The following is an 18690-nucleotide window of genomic DNA, read 5'->3' on the forward strand; positions in this document are numbered from 1 at the left end:
TGCAATTAATCATGATAAATACAGTCAACAGAGAGGATATCCCATGACCTTGCTAACCCTTCCCCGTCGCGCGTTGCTGGCAGCAACGGCCGCCACCGCATTGGCGCTGACGGTGGGCAGTGCTGCGGCGCAAACGCCGGAAAACGTGCTTATTGTCGGCCAGATCGCCGAACCTCAGGCGCTTGACCCTGCGGCGGTCACGGCGGTCAACGATTTTCGCATTCTGATGAACATGTATGACGGTCTGGTCCGCTACAAGGACGGCACGCTGGAGGTTGAACCCTCGCTGGCAACAGACTGGACCATTTCCGAAGATGGCACCGTTTACACCTTTACACTGCGCGACGGCGTAACCTTCCATGATGGCAGCGCGTTTGATGCCGAAGCGGTGAAGTTCAACTTCGACCGGATGCTGGACGAGTCGCACCCCTATAGCGACACCGGCCCGTTCCCGCTGGCATTTTTCTTTTCGTCGGTGCAAAGCGTTGATGTGATTGACCCGCTCACCGTGTCTTTCACGCTGAACGCGCCTTATGCGCCGTTCCTGTCGAACCTTGCATATCCAACGGGGCTGATCGTTTCGCCGGCTGCGGTTATGGAATATGGCGCGGATTTCGGGCGTAACCCTTCGGGCACCGGTGCCTTCAAATTTGTCGAATGGCGCAGCAATGAGGCTGTTGTCGTCGAAGCGAACCCGGATTACTGGGACGGCGCGCCCGCGCTTGAAACGGTCGTCTTTCGCCCGATCACCGATGCCAATACCCGCACGGCGGAAATGCTGGCCGGCGGAATTGACCTGATGGTCGAGGTGCCGCCCGTGGCGCTGAGCGAATTTCAGGGCGACGCCTATTCGGTTTATGAACAGGCGGGCCCGCATGTCTGGTTCCTGATCCTGAACGCCAAGGAGGGGCCGTTTGCCGATGTTCGCGTGCGCCAGGCAGCCAATTATGCGATCAACAAGGAAGCGATTGTAAATGATGTTCTGGAGGGCACGGCCGAAGTGGCCGCCGGCCCAACCCCACCCGCATTTGCATGGGCTTACAACCCCGATCTGGAACCCTATCCCTATGATCCTGACCGCGCCCGCGAACTGCTGGCCGAGGCAGGCGCTGAAGGCGCGGAGCTGACATTCTATGTGACCGAGGGCGGGTCGGGAATGCTTGACCCTGTCGCGATGGGCACAGCGATTCAGGCCGATCTTGAGGCGGTGGGCCTGAATGTGACGATTGAGACCTACGAGTGGAACACGTTTCTTGGCAATGTAAACCCTGGCCTTGAGGGTAAGGCTGACATGGCGGAAATGGCGTGGATGACCAATGATCCCGATACATTGCCCTTCCTGGCCCTGCGCACCGAAGCATGGCCCGAAAATGGTGGCTTCAACTCTGGCTACTATTCCAACCCGGAGGTGGATGCGCTGCTCGATGCTGCCCGCGTCGAGACCGACCAGGAAGAGCGCGCGCGCCTTTACCGCGAGATGCAGGTCATCGTGCAGCAAGACGCGCCCTGGGTATTTGTTGCAAACTGGAAGCAGAATGCGGTGACATCCGATCGTGTTGAAGGGTTTGCATTGCAGCCTTCGTTCTTCCTGCTCTTGCAAGATGTCACCAAGAACTGATGAAATCGGCGCGGCCCCGCGCGACAGGGGCCGCGCAGTCTGAACAGGGCGGGTAAATGGCCGGATACATCCTCAAACGCCTGCTTTCGGCCATTCCGGTATTGCTCGGGATCAGCGTGATCGTGTTTCTGATCATGGCGATGATCCCCGGCGATCCGGCAACGGCGATCCTTGGGTCTTATGCCACGCCTGAAAACGTGGAAAAGCTGAACCGTGACCTTGGTCTGGACCAAGGGCTGGTGCCGCGGTATTTCATCTGGCTCGGCAATATGCTGCAGGGCGATTTCGGGCGCAGTTTTGCGCTGAACCGGCCGGTTATAGACGAGGTGCTTGATCGGTTTGGCGCAACGCTCATCCTTGCGGGAACCGCCTTCCTGCTGTGTTCGATACTGGGCATTGCTGCCGGCGTTGTTTCGGCCGCGCGGCAATACGGCTTTGCCGACAAGGCGATCACCTTCGTGGTTCTTCTGGGCATTTCGATCCCGTCTTTCTTTCTTGGCATGATGATGATCCTGATCTTTGCGGTGAAACTGCGCTGGTTTCCCGTTTCGGGCATGTGGCCAATTTACGGAGACCGGAATTTTCTGGTTTTGTTAGACCACCTGGCAATGCCTGCCTTTGCGCTTGCCGTGGTCGCAACGGGCGTGATTGCGCGACTGGCACGTTCGGCGATGCTGGAAGTTTTGCGACAGGACTTTATCCGCACGGCGCGCGCCAAGGGCGTTCACGAGCGCCGCGTGATCTGGCGCCATGCCTTGCGGGCGGCGATGGTGTCGATCATTCCGATTCTGGGCATTCAGGCGGGGTTTGTTCTGTCGGGCGCGGTCTATATCGAAATGGTTTTCCAATGGCCCGGCGTCGGGCGGATGCTGGTCGATGCAATCTTGAAGCGCGACATTCTGCTGGTGCAGGGCGGGGTTGTGTTCATCGCGGCCTGCTATGTGATGTTCAACATCATGGTGGATGTGGCCCAGGCGCTGCTTGATCCGAGGATCAAGACATGATGGCGTTTCTCAAACTGCTCGCGCGCAACCGTCTGGCATTGGCGGGGCTCATCGTTATCGGGCTGGTCGTCATTCTTGCGCTCATCACGCCGCTGCTGCCTTTGGCCGACCCCGATGTTACGGATACGCCGAACCGGTTCAAACCACCGTTCAGCGAAGGGGCCATTCTGGGCACAGATCATCTGGGCCGCGACCTTCTGAGCCGCCTGCTATGGGGAACACGCTTGAGCCTGGCAATGGGGTTGGCCGCCGCAATCATCGCCGCCACACTCGGCTCTGCCATCGGGATTATTGCGGGCTATTACGGTGGCCGGGCCGACAACATCATCATGCGCGGCGTCGATATGCTGATGGCCTTTCCCTATATCCTTTTGGCATTGGCCATTGTTGCCGCGCTTGGGCCCGGTCTTATGAACGCGCTGATCGCGGTGGCTGCGGTCAACGTGCCGTTCTTTGCGCGCAATATTCGCGGGGTAACGGTGGGGATCGCGCATAAGGAATTTGTCGATGCGGCCCGGCTGGCCGGAATGCGCGACCGCGAAATCATCCTTGGCGAAGTTCTGCCCAACGTGCTGCCGGTCATCGTCATTGCAATGTCGACCACCGTTGGCTGGATGATCCTTGAAACGGCTGGCCTGTCGTTCCTTGGCCTCGGCTCGCAGCCACCGCAGGCGGATCTGGGCTCGATGCTGGGCGAAGCGCGCTCGGCGCTGATCACCAACCCGCATACATCCATCGTGCCCGGCGCGATGATTCTGATAATCGTGATGGGGATCAACCTGCTTGGCGATGGTGTGCGCGACGCGCTTGACCCGCGGCTGAAATCCGGCGCACTCAGCCGCCCGATGCCCGCAACCTCGGTTGACAGGCAAGGGGCCGCGCCCGCCGCCCAAACCGACAGCCTGCTCGATATTGCTGGGCTGCGGACCGAGTTCCGCGTGCGTGACCGGCTTTACAAGGCCGTGGGCGGCGTTGATCTGCATGTCGAGAAGGGCGAATGCCTGGGGATCATCGGGGAAAGCGGCTCGGGCAAATCCGTGACAGCACTCAGCATCATGGGGCTTGTTGCCTCGCCTCCGGGGGTTATTACGGGCGGTGCCGTTCACTTTGACGGCAAGGACATCATCGGCGCCCCCTATGCGGAGCTGCGTTCGCTGCGGGGGCGGCGCGTGGCCTATATTTTCCAGGACCCGCTGGCGACGCTCCATCCGCTTTACAAGGTGGGCGATCAACTGGTCGAAGCCATCCAGTCCCATGAGGCTGTTTCAAGGGCCGATGCCCGTGGCCGCGCGATTGACCTGCTCAAATCCGTGCGCATTCCCAATGCGCAAAGCCGGATCGACAGCTACCCCTATGAGATGTCCGGCGGGATGCGCCAGCGGGTTGGCATTGCGATGGCGCTGGCCAATGACCCCGATGTCATCATCGCCGATGAACCCACAACGGCACTTGATGTAACCGTGCAAGCGCAGATTCTTGCGGTTTTGAGCGATCTGAGGCGCGCGCGGGGGCTGGCGATCATTTTCATCACCCATGACTTTGGTGTCGTCGGGCAGTTGTGCGACCGCGTTGCCGTGATGTATGCGGGCCGGATTGTTGAACAAGGGCCAACCGAGGATGTTTTGCGCAGGCCGCAGCACCCCTATACGAGCCGCCTGATCGAATGCGTTCCGACATTGGGCGGCGGGCAGCGCAAACTGGCGGCGATTCCCGGTCTGCCCCCTGTCGTTGACAATCTGCCGGCCGGATGCGCCTTCGCCGCACGATGCGACAAGGCGCAAGCCGATTGCCGTGTCGGTGAGGTTGGTCTTGTCGCCACCGGGCCAGCGCGAAAAACCCGTTGCCTGTATCCCGAACTGTCATCGGAGCGCGGCGTATGAGCGACGCACTCAAACTCACCGGATTGTCCAAATCATTTCCCGTGGGCAAACGGCTTTTCGGGCCGCCCAGGGCAATGGTCCACGCGGTCGAACCGTTGGATCTGAGCGTGAAAACCGGCGAAACCCTGGGGATTGTGGGGGAATCCGGCTGTGGCAAATCCACACTCGCCAAAATGCTTGTCGGGCTTTTACCGGCAACCACCGGCCAGATCGAGATTGAAGGCGCGGTGCTTGACAACGCAAACCCGGCGATTTTTGGCAAACGCATTCAATATGTGTTTCAGGACCCGATCAGCAGCCTCAATCCGCGCAAGACGATCCGGCAGATCATGGATGTGCCCCTGCGCAAACTGCACAGGCTGTCCAAACCCGCGCGCGCCGCGCGTATCGCAGAGATATTTGCAGCCGTGAATTTGCGCGAAGACTTCCTGGACCGCTACCCGCACGAATTTTCCGGCGGGCAGGCACAGCGCATCGGCATTGCGCGCGCCCTGGCCGCACAGGCGCGCATTCTTATCCTGGATGAACCGGTTTCGGCGCTCGATGTCTCTGTGCAGGCACAGGTTCTGAACCTGCTGGGCGATCTCAAAAAAGAGTTTGGCCTGACATATCTGTTCATCAGCCACGATCTGGCGGTGGTCGAAGCTGTGAGTGACCGTGTCGCCGTGCTGTATTTCGGGGCGATCGTGGAAATCGGCGCGGCGCGTGAGATATTTGCAAACCCGCGCCATCCCTATACCGCACTGCTTGCGCAAAGCGCGCCAGAGGTTGGCAGACCGATTGCAGCCCCCGAGAATGCCGCAACCGAATTGCCAGACCCGCTTTCACCGCCACCGGGATGCGCGTTTCAGGAACGCTGTGCATTTGCAACCGACCGTTGCCGAAGCGAGAAACCCGTTCTGACACATGATAAAAGCAAAAGAGCCTATGCCTGCTTCAACCCGCTGCCATCACGGGGCGGAACTGGCTGACACAACAGCCGACGCAATCCGACAGGGTGAGCGAACGCAAGTGACATGGCGCGCATTGCGATTGATTGCGCGGGTCGTCGCGGTCGGGCAAAGCGGGGTTTGCAGCTTCCGATCAGCCTTTGGGCGGCCGTTTCGGCGCGGCACTGCGTGATAAACCGCACGGGGGCGCATGGCGCATAACCACCTTCCGGCAGGCCGTTCGGGTTCGGATCCTGTTGGGGGACCATCCGCGTTGCAGACGATGCAACTGGCCTGCTTGCTTGGTCGGCTTTTCATGCGCTTTCGAGCTAAATGACAAAGTGTGATTTCCAGACGTGAGCGACGAGCAGAAACTGAAGCCGGACTTGCGCACCCTTGTTCCAGGTTTTGCGCCGGCATTCATTTTGGCAACGCGGTGGGTCGGAGCGCCTGGCCCTGGCCTTCGTCGCGACAATCCGGCGCAGGCGGGAAACTTTGCTTGAAGCTCTGGTTGCTCGAGGTTTTACAGAGGGGCGTGGAAGCGGTGTGCAGTTTGCAAGAAAGGGGCCAGACCGGCATGGGCATGAATGGTTTTCTGATGGCGCAGCAAGTGGATTTGCGCGGGGCGCGACCGCCGGTTCAAACAATTGCACCTGTGTTGGTGCAATGAGCTTTGACAATCCGCAACCGCGCGCGCTTTGGGCGGCCATTTACAGGGTGGGGGTGTCAGGTTGGATGTGATGCGTTTTGATCCATTCGGGCCGCTCGTCTCGCCGCTTGCGCTTGTTGTGCTTGGCGGGCTTGCATGGCTTTATTTGCGCGGTGCAAACCGCCCCCGGCTGACGGGCGAGCGTGTTGGCCCCGTAAGGCATGGGTTTTTTGCCCTGGCGGTGGTTCTGCTGGCTCTCGCCTTTGACGGGCCTCTGGCCAGTGCCGGGCAAAGGCTTTTCTTTGCGCATCAGTTGCAACATCTGGCCATCCGGCTGCTTGGGCCGTTTCTGATTGCGCTTGCGCATCCCTGGCCGGTATTGCGCGCCGGATTGCCGCGCGGATTGCGCCACTGGCTTGGCCGTGTTTCGGGGTATCGTCCGGTTCGCGGTGCCGCGCGGATTCTGCGGCGGCTGGATGTCAGCTTCGTGCTTTTGATCGCATCGCTTTATGTCTGGCAGGTTCCGGCGCTGCATAATGCCGCTGTCACAATGCCGCCATTGGCGCTTTTTGCCCATATCTGCATGGTGCTTGCCGGTCTCAATTTCTTTGTGGCCACGCTTGATAGGCGCGACGGGCCAGAACATGCCAATCACCGGGCGCGCATTCTGGCGCTGGTCGGGGTCATTCTGTCCAATATCCTGCTTGGCTCGCTTACCACGATGAAGGAAAGCCTGCTCTATACCGCCTATGATATCGCCGGTCGGCTGTGGGGTTTTTCGCCGATGATTGATGAATCCACCGGCGGCTACACAATCTGGGTGCCCTCGTCCTTTGTAATTATCGTTGCGATCATGGTGGTGTTCAACGGCTGGAACCGCGCAGAGGTGCGGCGCTGGAACATGCGCCACAGTTGGAGCGGCTCAAATGCCGTGGCGCTCGACTTTCCGGAAACCGCACAGGAGTTGCGGATGAAAGTGGCCGTGCCCAACCGCCGCCTTGGCCGGACGCTGGCGCTTGTTTCGGCCACGATGTTCGTCACCGTGCTGATCACGGGCACAACAATCATTTACGTCTATTGACAGCAGGAGACCGCGATGCAACCCAACACCGTGTTTTGCGCCCTGTCGCGCCAGCGCAACCGCCTGGCCAAAGGTTTCGGCCTTGTCGCGGGGCTTGCCGCCCCGACTGCGGCGCGCGCGCATGGCGGCGAGGGCCTTCTGGCGGCAGATGCCTTTCGCGCCTGGAGCGTGACGCCGGAAATCAGCGGTGCGCTCCTGCTGATCCTGGTGATTTATATTCGCGGTGCGCTGCGGCGGCGTTCGGTCGCCGCCCCCGCCTCTGCCAGCCGGCATGTGCTTTTTGCGGGCGGTATTCTGGCGCTTTTCCTGTCGCTGCAATCCCCGATCGACCCGATGGGAGAACGCCTGTTTCTGGCGCATCAGATTCAGCATTTGTTGCTGCGCATGGTCGGGCCGATGCTGGTTGTGCTGGCCCGCCCGCAAGGGCTGCTGATTGCCGGAACGCCCGAGGTGCTGCGCCGCTGGCTACTTGCCCCGATGCTGGCCAATGGCGCGGTTTCGGGCCTTTACAACTGGATGACCGGCCCGCTGACCGCTTTTGTGCTGTTCTTGCTGTCGCTTTATGTCTGGCAGATTCCGCCGATCCACAATGCCGCCTTGCTAGACCCGCTCATCCATTGGGCCATGCATCTGACCATGCTGGCGGGCGGGCTGCTGTTTTTTGCGATGATCTTCGGGCGGCGCGATCTGCCGACGACCCCGCCGCATTCTTTGCGCATTGCGTTGCTGTTCGCGGGAATCGTGTCAAATATCCTTTTGGGCGCGATTACGGTGTTCAAGACCACGGTGCTTTATACCGCATATGACATTGAAGGGCGGCTCTTTGGCATTGCGCCGCTCAGCGATGAAACCGCCGGTGGGTTCATCTTGTGGGTGCCGGGCAGTATGATGCTGATCATCGCGATCATGATCGTTGTTTTTGACTGGAACCGCACAGAAGGCAAGCGTCTGGACCGTGGCCATGACATGGCCGGGTCGGGCAAAGCAGGCAGCCCGGCACAGGCGGCAGCGGCGCGCAAGCGGCTGGCATTGCTGTTGGGGCTGGGCGTTCTGGCAATGTTCAGCCTGATTATTGGAACCGCCGTCTTTATCCTGTCCATTGGTTGACCACATGGCTGGCCTGCACTGGTTTTCAGCCGCCAGATCGCGCGGGGTGGCTTTGCGCCCAAAAGCTTTGTAGTCTTTGGCCAAAGCCGATGCGGCATGAAAGGACAAGCGCGATGAGACCCAAAGCCCGTGAAATTGGTGTGGCGGCCCTGGCTGTGCTTTTTGCGCTGGCCGCATCTGCCCAGACCCCGCCACCAACCGGCGATGTGCGAATTGAAAATGCCTGGACCCACGCCAATTCCGAGATTGGCGGTGCGGCGGGTGTCTATTTCAGCCTGACGAATGTCGGTGCAAAGACAATAGAGCTGATCGGTGCGCGTGCCGATTTTGCCTCGATTGAAACGCTGCACAAGACCGATATCGACACCAAGGGCGTGCCGCGCATGAGTGCGGTGCCGGAATTGAAAGTGGCGCCGGGCGCTACGGTGCAGCTTCAGCCCGATGGCCTGCATGTCATGTTGATTGACCTTGAACTCCCACTGGTCGAGGGTGAGACACTTTCGCTGCGACTGAAATTTGAAGAGGGCGAAGATGTGCTTGTGGCTGTGTCCATACGTGCCACCGACACAGCGGGGCTGGTCACGGAATAGGCCAGTGATGACGCGCTAAAGCGCAAGTTCAGCAGTGCGCCCGCTTGTTTCAAGCTCCCAGCTGGCCCGCCAGCGTGTGGCACGCCTTTCAAGCAAAAGGTAGTTGCGTTCGGCCACATAGCGCCCGGTCTGGCCTGGCAGGCGCCTGATGCGGATGGGATGTTGCGCCAATGGCGCGGCGCCAAGTCGCGCCAGGCTGCCAAGAAGTCTGGCCCAGGCCCTCGGGGGTGCGCGGTGGGCGATGCCCGAGGCGACAAGCTGATCTATCCGCAGCCCGGCGCCAAGGTCCATTACAGCGCGTGTGGCCAGATGGATCTCGCCAGACAGCACGGTGATATTGTCGCCCTGCGCATGTGCCATGTCGCGCAAAAGCCGCAGCATCCGCCGCCATTGCGCACGATGCGCGCGGCTTTGCCACTGGTCGCGCAGATCATCCTCATATTTCTGCATTGCCGGCACCAGAACCATCAGAGCCTCCAGAATAGACAGGCGCGGGCCAAGCAGGGGAACACTGGACATCAGCATCATGCGCCCGGCCTGTGGCATGTGCCTTGCGGCTTCACCCATCATCGCCCAGCCACCGGGGCCCATGATACTGCGCCGGTCGCGTTCAGACCGAAGGTCAGGTGCCAGAATCTGCAAACCGGGCGCATGGATATGCCAGCCCAGATGGGTGCCGGACGGGTCGTGAAAGCGCGCGGGCAAATCGCCATCCACCGCCGCCTGCTGAAAGATCAGAAAGCTTTCGCGCGCGGCGGAAAACAGCGCCTGACCAATTGCGGAATGTGCCTGCCGACGCCGCAACGAGCCCCAGCCATCGCAGATATCGTGATCATCCCATTGCATCAGCGAAGGCACGCGCGCGGCGATCCAGGCAAATTCGGGCGCAGCATACAGCGCCGCATAGCGCTCCAGCAGCCGCTGTTGCAGATGGTGGCGCAAATCATCGAGCGCGGCGCGCGTAGGGTCATCGGGGATATGCAACGGCCAGCCCTCGCTTAGCGGATGGCCCTTGGTGATCTCGTCGGCATAGACCTGGTCGCCGCCATGCAGCAAAAGCGAAAACGGCGCCGCCCGATGGGCATCGCACAAGCGCGCCCACATCGCGTTGCGCTCGGCACCATCGCGCTGCTGGTCACCGACCTCTTCACCGTTGCACGAGACATAGGCGATGCGCATATCGCCCTGCAAGTTACCGGCCAGGAAAAAGCTATCGCCATTCCAGCGGTATTCGCAGCCCCTGTCGGCGGGCAGATCAAAGCGCGCGCGCCATATCACCGCCCGGTCAAACCGGGCCAGAACGACCGGCTTGTAGGCACCGCCAATTGTTTTGATGGGCGCCGGTGTCTGGCCACCCTGCGCAATGAACAGCGCCGAAAGCCTGATCCTGCCATCGGCAATATCGTCGAGGAAAAGGATTGGCCCAATCATCGGCCCGCCCGGCGTATTCATAAGGATTCGGCAGGATGCCCGGGCACAAGCGTCGGGTGTGTTTGTTCAAAAAAAGAAAGGGTTGCAGCCGGTTTGCATTTTACGCTGCGCGCTGGCCCCAAGCCGCAATTTCGCAGCGGCTGCGCCAAGGATTCTGGGGCCGCCACACCCCAGGCCCGGCCAGCAGGCTCTACCATAGCGCGCGCCTGCGTCGCAATATGGCCGGAAGGGCGAAAAGGCCAATGGCACCCGCGCTCCAGACAAGAACAATCGCTGCCTTGGCCAGAAAATGGATCAGCCCGCTGGCCCAACCCGCCAGCCCCTCGACATTGGCGGCATCACGCAGTGCCGTGGCCTCTGCGCCAAGGCCAAACCAGCCAGCAAGGCCGGTGCCCAAATCGCTTGCCGGGCCCACCAGGTTGGCCGCCCAGGCCAAAAGCGGGTCGACCAACGCCCAAAGACCGAGCGCCAGAAGCGACCAAAGCAGCAGACCGCCCAGCATGGCCGCAAACGGGATGCGCAAGCGTTCCGGCCGTTCGCGGTCGTCATTGCTGGCAGCATTGTGGCCAAATCGGCGCGGGTCGCGGGGCCGGTCGCCACGCCGCTGGTGCTTGTTCAGATCAAAGCGATGGTTTCCCATTGCCGGTTCATCCTTACCTATGGGTTTCGCCTTCGGCTTTGGCGGCCTTGGCGTCTTCGATTTGCAGTGTTGTGTGGGTCAGGTCGAACTCGGAATGCAAACTGTCGCGGGCTGCGGCCAGCACGGCACCTGAATTGGCTAGATCGTTTACCACCAGATGCGCGCTCATCGCCTCCTGTCCCGAGGTCAGCGTCCAGACATGCAGGTCATGCACATCGCTCACGCCGGGAAGTGCGGCAAGCCGGCTGCGCAGTTTTTCGACATCGATATGCGCCGGCGTGGCCTCCAGAAGAATGCGCAGCGCCCCCTTCAGCAAAATCCATGTGCGTGGCACAATGAACAAGCCGATGGCCGCGCCGATGATCGGGTCGGCAATGGTCCAGCCGGTCAGCATCACAACCAGCGCGGCAAGGATCACCCCGACCGAGCCGAGCATATCGGCCAGCACCTCGAAATAGGCGCCCTTGAGGTTCAGGCTTTCCTGCGATCCGGCATGAAGCATTCGCATCGAGATCAGGTTGACCAGCAGACCGACCACCGCCACAACCAGCATTGGTCCGCTCAGAATTTCGGGCGGGGCGGACAGGCGGAAATACGCCTCGCGCAGCACGAAAACCGTGACCACCAGCAGCACCACCGCGTTGAGCAGCGCCGAAAGCACCTCGGTGCGCACATAGCCATAGGTCATTTGCGGCGTGGCAGGGCGTTCGGCAAAGCGCACGGCAACCAGCGCCATGAACAGCCCGCCGACATCGGTTGCCATATGGGCGGCATCGGCCAGAAGCGCCAGGCTGCCTGTCCAGAGCCCGCCGATGACCTCGACAATGAGAAAGGTGCCGGTCATCGCCAGCGCCCAGGTCAGGCTGCCCTTGTGACGGCTGGCAGATGTTCCGCCACCCATGCCCGTTTGATTATGCCCTGCACCCATTTCCAGCCTCAATCAAAGATTTCGCGCAGCCAGGATTTGCGACCATAGCCGTGGCCACCGCCGCCATGCTTGCTGTAGCCGCCGCCATGTTTGCTGCCGTGCTTGCCATAGCCACGGCCATCGTCATAGCCGCCTGTGTCGCGGCTGGGTTGCGGTGCCAGATCTGCCGCGCTCCGCTCGACGATCTTGTCCAACTCGCCACGGTCCAACCAGACACCACGGCATTCGGGGCAAAAGTCGATCTCGATTCCCTGCCTGTCGGCCATGCTCAGAGAGACATCACAGACCGGGCACCGCATTCTGCCCTTGCCGCCTTGTTCCGGGCCGCGCCCGGATTCACGCATGTTATCAACCATTTGTCTGCCTCCTTTATCGCAGTGGAACAGGGGCATTTCACCCCCGACCTGCGCTACATAAGACCTCGAGTAACTAGAGATTCAAGGGCGTTGACAAAATTTTTGGCACCTCTGCCGCAAATGGCGGAAATTTGCTACCCGTCTGGCAGGCAAGGCCTGCACGGCCGGGTGCCGGGGTTTGGCCTAGATCGACACCGCAGCGACAAGCTGGTCTTTTGAGAATTGCGCGCGCGGTTGCGCGACTGTCACCCGGCCCTGGCGCAGCACGATGAACTGGTCGCCAATTTCATAGGCAAAATCTATGAACTGCTCCACAAGTATGATTGCCATCGTGCCGCTATCGCGCAAATGCGCGATGACCCGCCCGATTTGCTGGATGATATTGGGCTGGATGCCCTCGGTTGGTTCATCGAGCAGCAGCAGTTTTGGTTTCGTGATCAGGGCGCGCGCTATGGCCAGTTGCTGCTGCTGGCCGCCCGAAAGGTCTCCGCCGCGCCGATTGTGCATTTCGCTCAGCACCGGAAACAATTCGTAGATATGATCGGGAATGACATGCTCTGCGCGCGGAAGGCAGGCAAATCCGGTTTCAAGATTCTCTCTGACCGTGAGCAGCGGGAAAATATCGCGCCCCTGCGGCACATAGCCGATACCCAGCTTGGCAAGTGCATGGGATGGCGCGCGCCCGACAGGCGCGCCGTTGAGCGAAATCTTGCCGCCCGACCTGTGATGCGCCCCAGAAATAGCCTTGAGCAGGCTGGTTTTGCCAACGCCATTGGTGCCCATGATGCAGCTTACCTGCCCCGCTTCGGCGGCCAGACTGATATCGTATAGGATTTGCGAGCTGCCATAATGCAGATCGAGATGGTCAATTTTCAACATGTTAGCGCCCCAGATAGACGTCGATGACGTCTTTGTTTTTCGTGACATGGTCAAGGCTGCCTTCTGCCAGCACCGCGCCTTCGTGCAGCACGGTCACCTTGCAGTTGAGCCGGCGCACGAAATCCATGTCATGTTCGACCACAACAACGGCACGGGTTTTGGCCGCCTCGGTCAGTATTTCGGTGGTTTTTGCGCGTTCTTGCGGGGTCATTCCGGCGGCAGGCTCGTCAACCAGCAGCAGCTTGGGGTCTTGTGCAAGCAACATGCCTAGCTCCAGCCATTGCTTTTGCCCGTGCGACAGCTCGCCCGATTTGCGGCTTAGATGCGCCTCCAATCCGATTTGTGCCGCAAGGGTTCTTACGGCCTCTGCATGGGCGGCCGTGGGCTTGTAGAACAGAACGGAAAGCGGGCCGCGCCGGTTTTTGAGCGCCAGCAGCAGATTGTCAAAAACGCTTTGGTCCTCAAACACGGTCGGCCGCTGGAATTTACGCCCGATACCGGCTTGCGCGATTTTTGCCTCGCTCATCCCCTTGAGCGAAACGGGGGGTGAACCCCACAGGATTTTGCCCGAATCCGGGCGGGTCTTGCCGGTGACAATATCCATGAACGTGGTCTTTCCCGCCCCGTTCGGCCCGATGATCGCGCGCATTTCGGCCGGGCCAATGCGAAATGTCAGGTTGTTGATGGCGGCAAACCCGTTGAAGGATACGCTGACGCCCGAAACTTCAAGCAGCGAACTCATTCCTGTGCCTCGCGTTCTTGCAGGGCGCCGGTTTCGGGGCCGAGTGGTGCGCCATGCCTGTCGGGGTGGCGCCTGTGGGCAAAGGCATCGAAAATGCCGCTGATGCCCTTGGGCGCCAGCAGGGTGACGGCAACGAATGACAGGCCGAGCAGCACGAGCCACCAGTCCACCCAAACCACCTTTGCAAAGCCCAAATTCAGGTCGGGCACGCGCCCGCCCGTGAACCAGCTTGACACAAGGCTGACAAAGGCCGCCCCGATGACCGCGCCGTAAAGCCGCCCGCGACCGCCGATTGCCACCCATACGGCCAGGTAGATCGACGCGATCGGGGCAATTTCCGCCGGGTTGATGATGCCGGCTTGCGGAAAATACAGCGCGCCGGCAATTCCGGCGATCAGCGCGGCGATCACGAAAACAAACAGTTTGTAGCTTTCAACCGCATAGCCGAGGAACCGCACGCGGGCCTCGTCATCACGTATGCCGCGGATGACACTGCCGAATTTGCCCGAAACCAGCCAGGCGGCGAAACCATAGCCAAGCGCCAGCGCAAGCGCCGATGCCCAAAGGAACCAGACGGCCAGACTGTCTTGCGAAACCGCCCCGATACCGGGGATGTTCTGAAGGCCGGAAAGGCCGTTATTGCCGCGCAAACCGCTATTGTTCTGGAACAGATAAAGCGCCAGCGCCAAAGTCATGGCCTGCGTGAGGATCGACAAGTAAACGCCATTGATCCGGCTTCGAAATGCCAGCCAGCCAAAGGCCAGCGCCAGCAGCCCCGGCACCAGCAATACCAAGGCAAGTTGTGCCGGCAGGCTGTTGGACACAGCCCAGATCCAGGGAAATTCGCTGCTGCCGACAACGCCGAAAATCTGCGCCCCGATCGCATCGTTTATTTCCTGATCTGTTGGCGGGATGAGCGAATTTGACAGCGATGCGACAACAATTTCCCGCGTGCGCTCATACATGATCCACATGCCGACCATATAGCCGCCAAGCCCGAAAAATGCCGCATGTCCCAATGACAGGATGCCGCAATAGCCCCAGACAAGGTCCATCGCGATGGCCAGCAGGCACAGGGCCAGAATTTTCCCGAGCGTTTTGGTCATGCCGGTCGAGATGGTTCCAATGCCATAGGCCTCGGACAGAAGTGTTGTCAGCACGGTGAACAGCGCAAGCAGCGCCAGAAACACCAGAACCGAGGGGTATTTTAGAAAGAAGCTGCGCTGCATGGCCTAGTCTCCTGCCGCGCGGCCACGCAGCGCGACAATGCCACGGGGCCGGAACTGGATGAAAATGATGATGAAGATGATCATGTAGGTTTGCGCCGCGAGCGTATTGCTCGGGTTCAGCCATTCAACCGATTTCTGGAAGAAGCCGATCATCGTGGCACCTGCCAGCGCACCCCAGATATTGCCAACCCCACCAACGACCACAGTCATGAAACTTTGCACGATATAGTCGTTCCCAAGCTCGGATGTGACCTTGGCAAACAGGCCGATCGCCACCCCGGCAAGCCCCGCAATGCCCGAGCCAAGGCCGAAGGTCAGCATGTTGACGCGGTCGGTATTGATGCCCATGCTGGCCGCCATACGCGCGTTCTGCGTTACCGCCCGTGTTTCCAGGCCAAGGCGGGTGCGCTTCATGATGAACAGGAATACGGCCAGCAGCATAAGCGCCAGGCCAAAGATTGCGATGCGAATATAGCTGATGGACAGAACGTCATTCACAATCCAGGCACCATCAAGCCAGCCCGGCGCGGTCAGCGGGCGGGCCTGTGTGCCGAAAATATTCTTGGCAAGCTGTTGCAGGGCAATCGACACGCCGAACGTGGCCAGCAGCGTTTCAAGCGGACGGTTGTAAAGCCAGCGGATCACCAGCCGTTCCATTGCAACGCCCGCGGCAAATGTCACCAGGAACGCGGCGGGAAGTGCGACGATGATTGACAGTGTGTAATTGGAAATGAACAGCTGAACAACATAGCCCGTATAGGCCCCCATCATGATAAACTCGCCATGCGCCATGTTGATGACGCCCATAACGCCAAAGGTTATTGCAAGTCCGATGGCCGCCAGGAACAGAATGGATGCAAGCGAAAGCGCATCGAGCGTGAGATCGAGCGCCTTGTTCATCCCGACCCTGAATTCGATTGCGCCCAACGCCTCGGTCACGGCATCTGTCACCGCGCCAGAGGGCTCCAGATAGTTTTCGAAGAAGCTGTATTGCGCGATGGTTGCGCCGATCATGTCATCGGTGAGGCGTGCCGGCACCAGGCCGGCAGCGGCCAGGCCGTCATAGGCTTTCAGGCGCGCATCAGGATCGGCGAGCGCGGCGCTCGGCACATCGGCAACCATGCCGTCACTCAGGTTTTGCTCTAGCGCAGCGCGCAGAAATTCGGGGGTGAGCCGCGGGGCTGCAAGGCCATTATCGACTAGAATTTGATAGGCGCTTTCCACGGTAAATGCGCCGCGCCCGGGCACCAATTCGCGCGCCACATTGGCGGTGGCTGGAATTTCGCCTTCCACAACAACAAGTTCGCTGGCCAAAAGCGGGTTCAGTGCCGCGCGAACATCGAGTGAGATATCGGCGCCAAGCGAGGAAATCGCCGTAATGCGTGCCTGTGTGTCCGGATCATACCGCAAGGTGAGCAGCGCGGCCACGCGGGTTTTCAGCGCGCGGATCTCCGGGTCGGTTTCGCCTGCCAGCGAGGCGCGCAAGGGCGCAAGATGCTCGGCCGCCGGATTGCGCTGCAAGGAGGCCAGCGCATCACGTCGGCGCTGCGGGTCGGGGTCGTCCAGCTGAAAGCGCACCAGGGCGCTGCCGATCAGGGCGCGAATGCCGCTATTCGGGTTGATCCGGGCCAGACTGGCGCTGTCAAAGTCACCAAGCTGCGCGCCATCGGAAAACCGGAACAGGCGGATCATGCCGTTTTCAAGCGCGGCACCATAGTAAAACAGCCCGTCATCGGGAGTCTGATAGAGTTCCTTGGCCTGCCAGCGCTGCAAGACGGTTTGCGCCGATGGCAGCCCGCTTTCCGCAATCGCCGCGATTGCCGGCTCGATGCTGCGCCGCGAGCTTTCCTCGATCAGGGCGCGGTTTTCCTGAAGGATGGCCTGAATGTCGCTGATCTGCGCAAGCGCGCCTGCCGGAACGCATAATGAGGCAAAAAATATCAGTAAGAAAGCACGCATGAACCTTGCTCCAATGCTGCGGGAAAGGGGCGAGCCCCTTTCCCTGTCTTGTTTCAGTAATTGGAGTTCAACTGCACGCAGGTTTCGGTTTCGGTGTTATACATGCCGCAGTTCAGCGTCTGCCAATCCGATATCAACACAGCGGATTCCGGCAGGAAATCTGTCCATGCGTCGCCCGGCACCTCTTCTGTCTGGCTGACGATGTCAAACTGGCCATCTGCCTGGATTTCACCAATCAGCACCGGTTTGGTAATGTGGTGGTTGGGCAGCATTTCGGCAATTCCGCCTGTCAGATTGGGCACTTGCAGCCCATACATGGCGGCGCGCACGGCATCGACATCGGTGGTGCCGGCGGCTTCAACCGCAGCAACCCACATCCGGAAGCCGATCACCGTGGCTTCCATCGGGTCATTGGTAACGGCGTCTTCACCCATGCGGGCCTTCCATGCGGCAATGAAGGCCGTATTGGCTTCGCTTTCAGCCGACTGGAAGTAGTTCCAGGCCGCCAGATGGCCAACCAGGTTCGATGTATCAAGGCCCGACAGTTCTTCCTCGCCAACCGAGAAGGCGATGACGGGAATATCGTCAGCCGAAATGCCGGCTGCGGCCAGCTCTTTGTAGAACCCGATATTGGCATCGCCATTGACCGTTGAAATCACGCCAACGCGTTTGCCATCGGCGCCAAGCGCAACAATATCTGCAACAATGCTCGACCAGTCGGAATGCCCGAACGGGGTGTAGTTCACAAAGATATCTTCAGCGGCGATTCCGCGATCCAGCAGATAGGCCTCGAGAATATTGTTGGTCGTGCGCGGGTAGACATAGTCGGTGCCGATCAGCGCGAATTTTTCAATTCCCAATTCTTCAAGGAAATAGTCGGTTGCCGGAATGGCCTGCTGGTTCGGGGCGGCGCCTGTGTAAAACACGTTGCGCGAGCTTTCTTCGCCCTCATACTGGACCGGGTAGAACATCAGCCCGTTCAGTTCTTCAATGACCGGCAGCACCGATTTGCGGCTGACGCTTGTCCAGCCCCCGAAAATTACCGCAACCTGTTCTGTGGTCAGCAGTTCACGGGCCTTTTCAGCGAAAAGCGGCCAGTCTGATGCCGGATCGACAACCACAGCTTCGAGCTGGCGGCCCAGAACGCCGCCATTTGCGTTCTGCTCGTCAATCAGCATCAGCACCGTGTCTTTCAGCGTGGTTTCGGAAATGGCCATCGTGCCCGACAATGAATGCAGCACGCCAACGGGAATCGTCTCTTGCGCCTGTGCGCCAATCGCCGATGCGCCGAACGCGACGGTGGTGAGCATCGCAATGCTTGATAGTTTCATGTAGATATCTCCATACAGAACAGATGGAACCCGCGCCTTGAAGCACAGGCGCAACGGTCGTATATCTGTTCTGCAACTCAAAAGTTGCACCCGTGTGGCGGCCCAATTGATTTCCACGTCGTCGGGTCGTCACACACCCCGTATCCTACGAAGTGGCCCCATCATTTTGCGATGCAGCATAATGTCAACGCAATTGCAGCATTTCTGCGATCGGTTGGTGGGTTATGCTCAAAAATAGTGCATAGCGCCCATGTAGCCTAAAAATTGGGCACACGATTCAGATATGGCCGGAAAACTGCGAAATTTTCTGTAGGTTTACGCCTGTGCGTGGTCTGGA

General features: G+C 60.0%; 16 protein-coding genes. 7 read left to right on the forward strand and 9 right to left on the reverse strand.

Going from position 1 to position 18690, the window contains the following annotated elements; all coding sequences use genetic code 11:
* Positions 1 to 43: 43 nt before the first annotated feature.
* From LGT41_RS09795 to LGT41_RS09825, 7 genes are all read left to right on the forward strand, one after another.
* Entirely contained in the window at positions 44 to 1618 is a 1575-nt protein-coding gene (locus LGT41_RS09795) for an ABC transporter substrate-binding protein (RefSeq protein WP_274126699.1), read from the forward strand.
* Positions 1619 to 1674: 56 nt separating this feature from the next.
* Complete coding sequence (locus LGT41_RS09800) at positions 1675 to 2622, forward strand: ABC transporter permease (RefSeq protein WP_274126700.1); 948 nt, start codon at positions 1675 to 1677, stop codon at positions 2620 to 2622.
* Complete coding sequence (locus LGT41_RS09805) at positions 2622 to 4502, forward strand: dipeptide/oligopeptide/nickel ABC transporter permease/ATP-binding protein (RefSeq protein WP_274129706.1); 1881 nt, start codon at positions 2622 to 2624, stop codon at positions 4500 to 4502. Before LGT41_RS09800 ends, LGT41_RS09805 begins: the two co-directional genes overlap by 1 nt.
* Positions 4499 to 5473, forward strand: a complete 975-nt coding sequence (locus LGT41_RS09810) for an ABC transporter ATP-binding protein (RefSeq protein ID WP_274126701.1) — start codon at positions 4499 to 4501, stop codon at positions 5471 to 5473. The genes LGT41_RS09805 and LGT41_RS09810 overlap by 4 nt, the downstream gene beginning before the upstream one ends.
* Before the next feature lie 698 nt (positions 5474 to 6171).
* The gene (locus tag LGT41_RS09815; protein ID WP_274126702.1) at positions 6172 to 7161 is read left to right on the forward strand and encodes a cytochrome c oxidase assembly protein; all 990 of its coding nucleotides are present in this window, start codon (positions 6172 to 6174) and stop codon (positions 7159 to 7161) included.
* Between the two features lie 15 nt (positions 7162 to 7176).
* Positions 7177 to 8268: a cytochrome c oxidase assembly protein gene (locus LGT41_RS09820; protein ID WP_274126703.1), complete on the forward strand. Its 1092-nt coding sequence runs from the start codon at positions 7177 to 7179 to the stop codon at positions 8266 to 8268.
* 113 nt (positions 8269 to 8381) lie between these two features.
* Positions 8382 to 8858: a copper chaperone PCu(A)C gene (locus LGT41_RS09825; RefSeq protein ID WP_274126704.1), complete on the forward strand. Its 477-nt coding sequence runs from the start codon at positions 8382 to 8384 to the stop codon at positions 8856 to 8858.
* Positions 8859 to 8873: 15 nt separating this feature from the next.
* Here LGT41_RS09825 and LGT41_RS09830 read toward each other — a convergent pair whose 3' ends face one another.
* The 9 genes from LGT41_RS09830 to urtA all read right to left on the reverse strand — a co-directional run bounded on the left by LGT41_RS09830 (position 8874) and on the right by urtA (position 18332).
* The gene (locus tag LGT41_RS09830; protein ID WP_337993008.1) at positions 8874 to 10289 is read right to left on the reverse strand and encodes an alkaline phosphatase D family protein; all 1416 of its coding nucleotides are present in this window, start codon (positions 10287 to 10289) and stop codon (positions 8874 to 8876) included.
* A 190-nt stretch (positions 10290 to 10479) separates the two neighbouring features.
* Positions 10480 to 10929 (reverse strand): hypothetical protein, encoded by a 450-nt coding sequence (locus LGT41_RS09835; RefSeq protein ID WP_274126706.1) that lies wholly within the window; start codon positions 10927 to 10929, stop codon positions 10480 to 10482.
* A gap of 13 nt (positions 10930 to 10942) precedes the next feature.
* Positions 10943 to 11830, reverse strand: coding sequence for a cation diffusion facilitator family transporter (locus LGT41_RS09840; RefSeq protein WP_274126707.1), 888 nt, complete (start codon positions 11828 to 11830; stop codon positions 10943 to 10945).
* Positions 11831 to 11865: 35 nt separating this feature from the next.
* Positions 11866 to 12213: a TFIIB-type zinc ribbon-containing protein gene (locus LGT41_RS09845; protein WP_420720179.1), complete on the reverse strand. Its 348-nt coding sequence runs from the start codon at positions 12211 to 12213 to the stop codon at positions 11866 to 11868.
* 183 nt (positions 12214 to 12396) lie between these two features.
* Positions 12397 to 13092 carry an urea ABC transporter ATP-binding subunit UrtE gene (gene urtE / locus LGT41_RS09850; protein ID WP_274126708.1) on the reverse strand — a complete coding sequence of 232 codons (696 nt, stop codon included), beginning with the start codon at positions 13090 to 13092 and terminating at the stop codon, positions 12397 to 12399.
* A 1-nt stretch (position 13093) separates the two neighbouring features.
* Positions 13094 to 13834 carry an urea ABC transporter ATP-binding protein UrtD gene (gene urtD / locus LGT41_RS09855; protein WP_274126709.1) on the reverse strand — a complete coding sequence of 247 codons (741 nt, stop codon included), beginning with the start codon at positions 13832 to 13834 and terminating at the stop codon, positions 13094 to 13096.
* Positions 13831 to 15063, reverse strand: a complete 1233-nt coding sequence (gene urtC / locus LGT41_RS09860) for an urea ABC transporter permease subunit UrtC (RefSeq protein WP_274126710.1) — start codon at positions 15061 to 15063, stop codon at positions 13831 to 13833. Before urtC ends, urtD begins: the two co-directional genes overlap by 4 nt.
* Before the next feature lie 3 nt (positions 15064 to 15066).
* Positions 15067 to 17022 carry an urea ABC transporter permease subunit UrtB gene (gene urtB / locus LGT41_RS09865; RefSeq protein WP_274126711.1) on the reverse strand — a complete coding sequence of 652 codons (1956 nt, stop codon included), beginning with the start codon at positions 17020 to 17022 and terminating at the stop codon, positions 15067 to 15069.
* A gap of 53 nt (positions 17023 to 17075) precedes the next feature.
* Complete coding sequence (gene urtA, locus LGT41_RS09870; RefSeq protein ID WP_274129708.1) at positions 17076 to 18332, reverse strand: urea ABC transporter substrate-binding protein; 1257 nt, start codon at positions 18330 to 18332, stop codon at positions 17076 to 17078.
* Positions 18333 to 18690: the final 358 nt, after the last annotated feature.

Source organism: Abyssibius alkaniclasticus (genome assembly GCF_020447305.1).
GTDB lineage: Bacteria > Pseudomonadota > Alphaproteobacteria > Rhodobacterales > Rhodobacteraceae > Abyssibius > Abyssibius alkaniclasticus.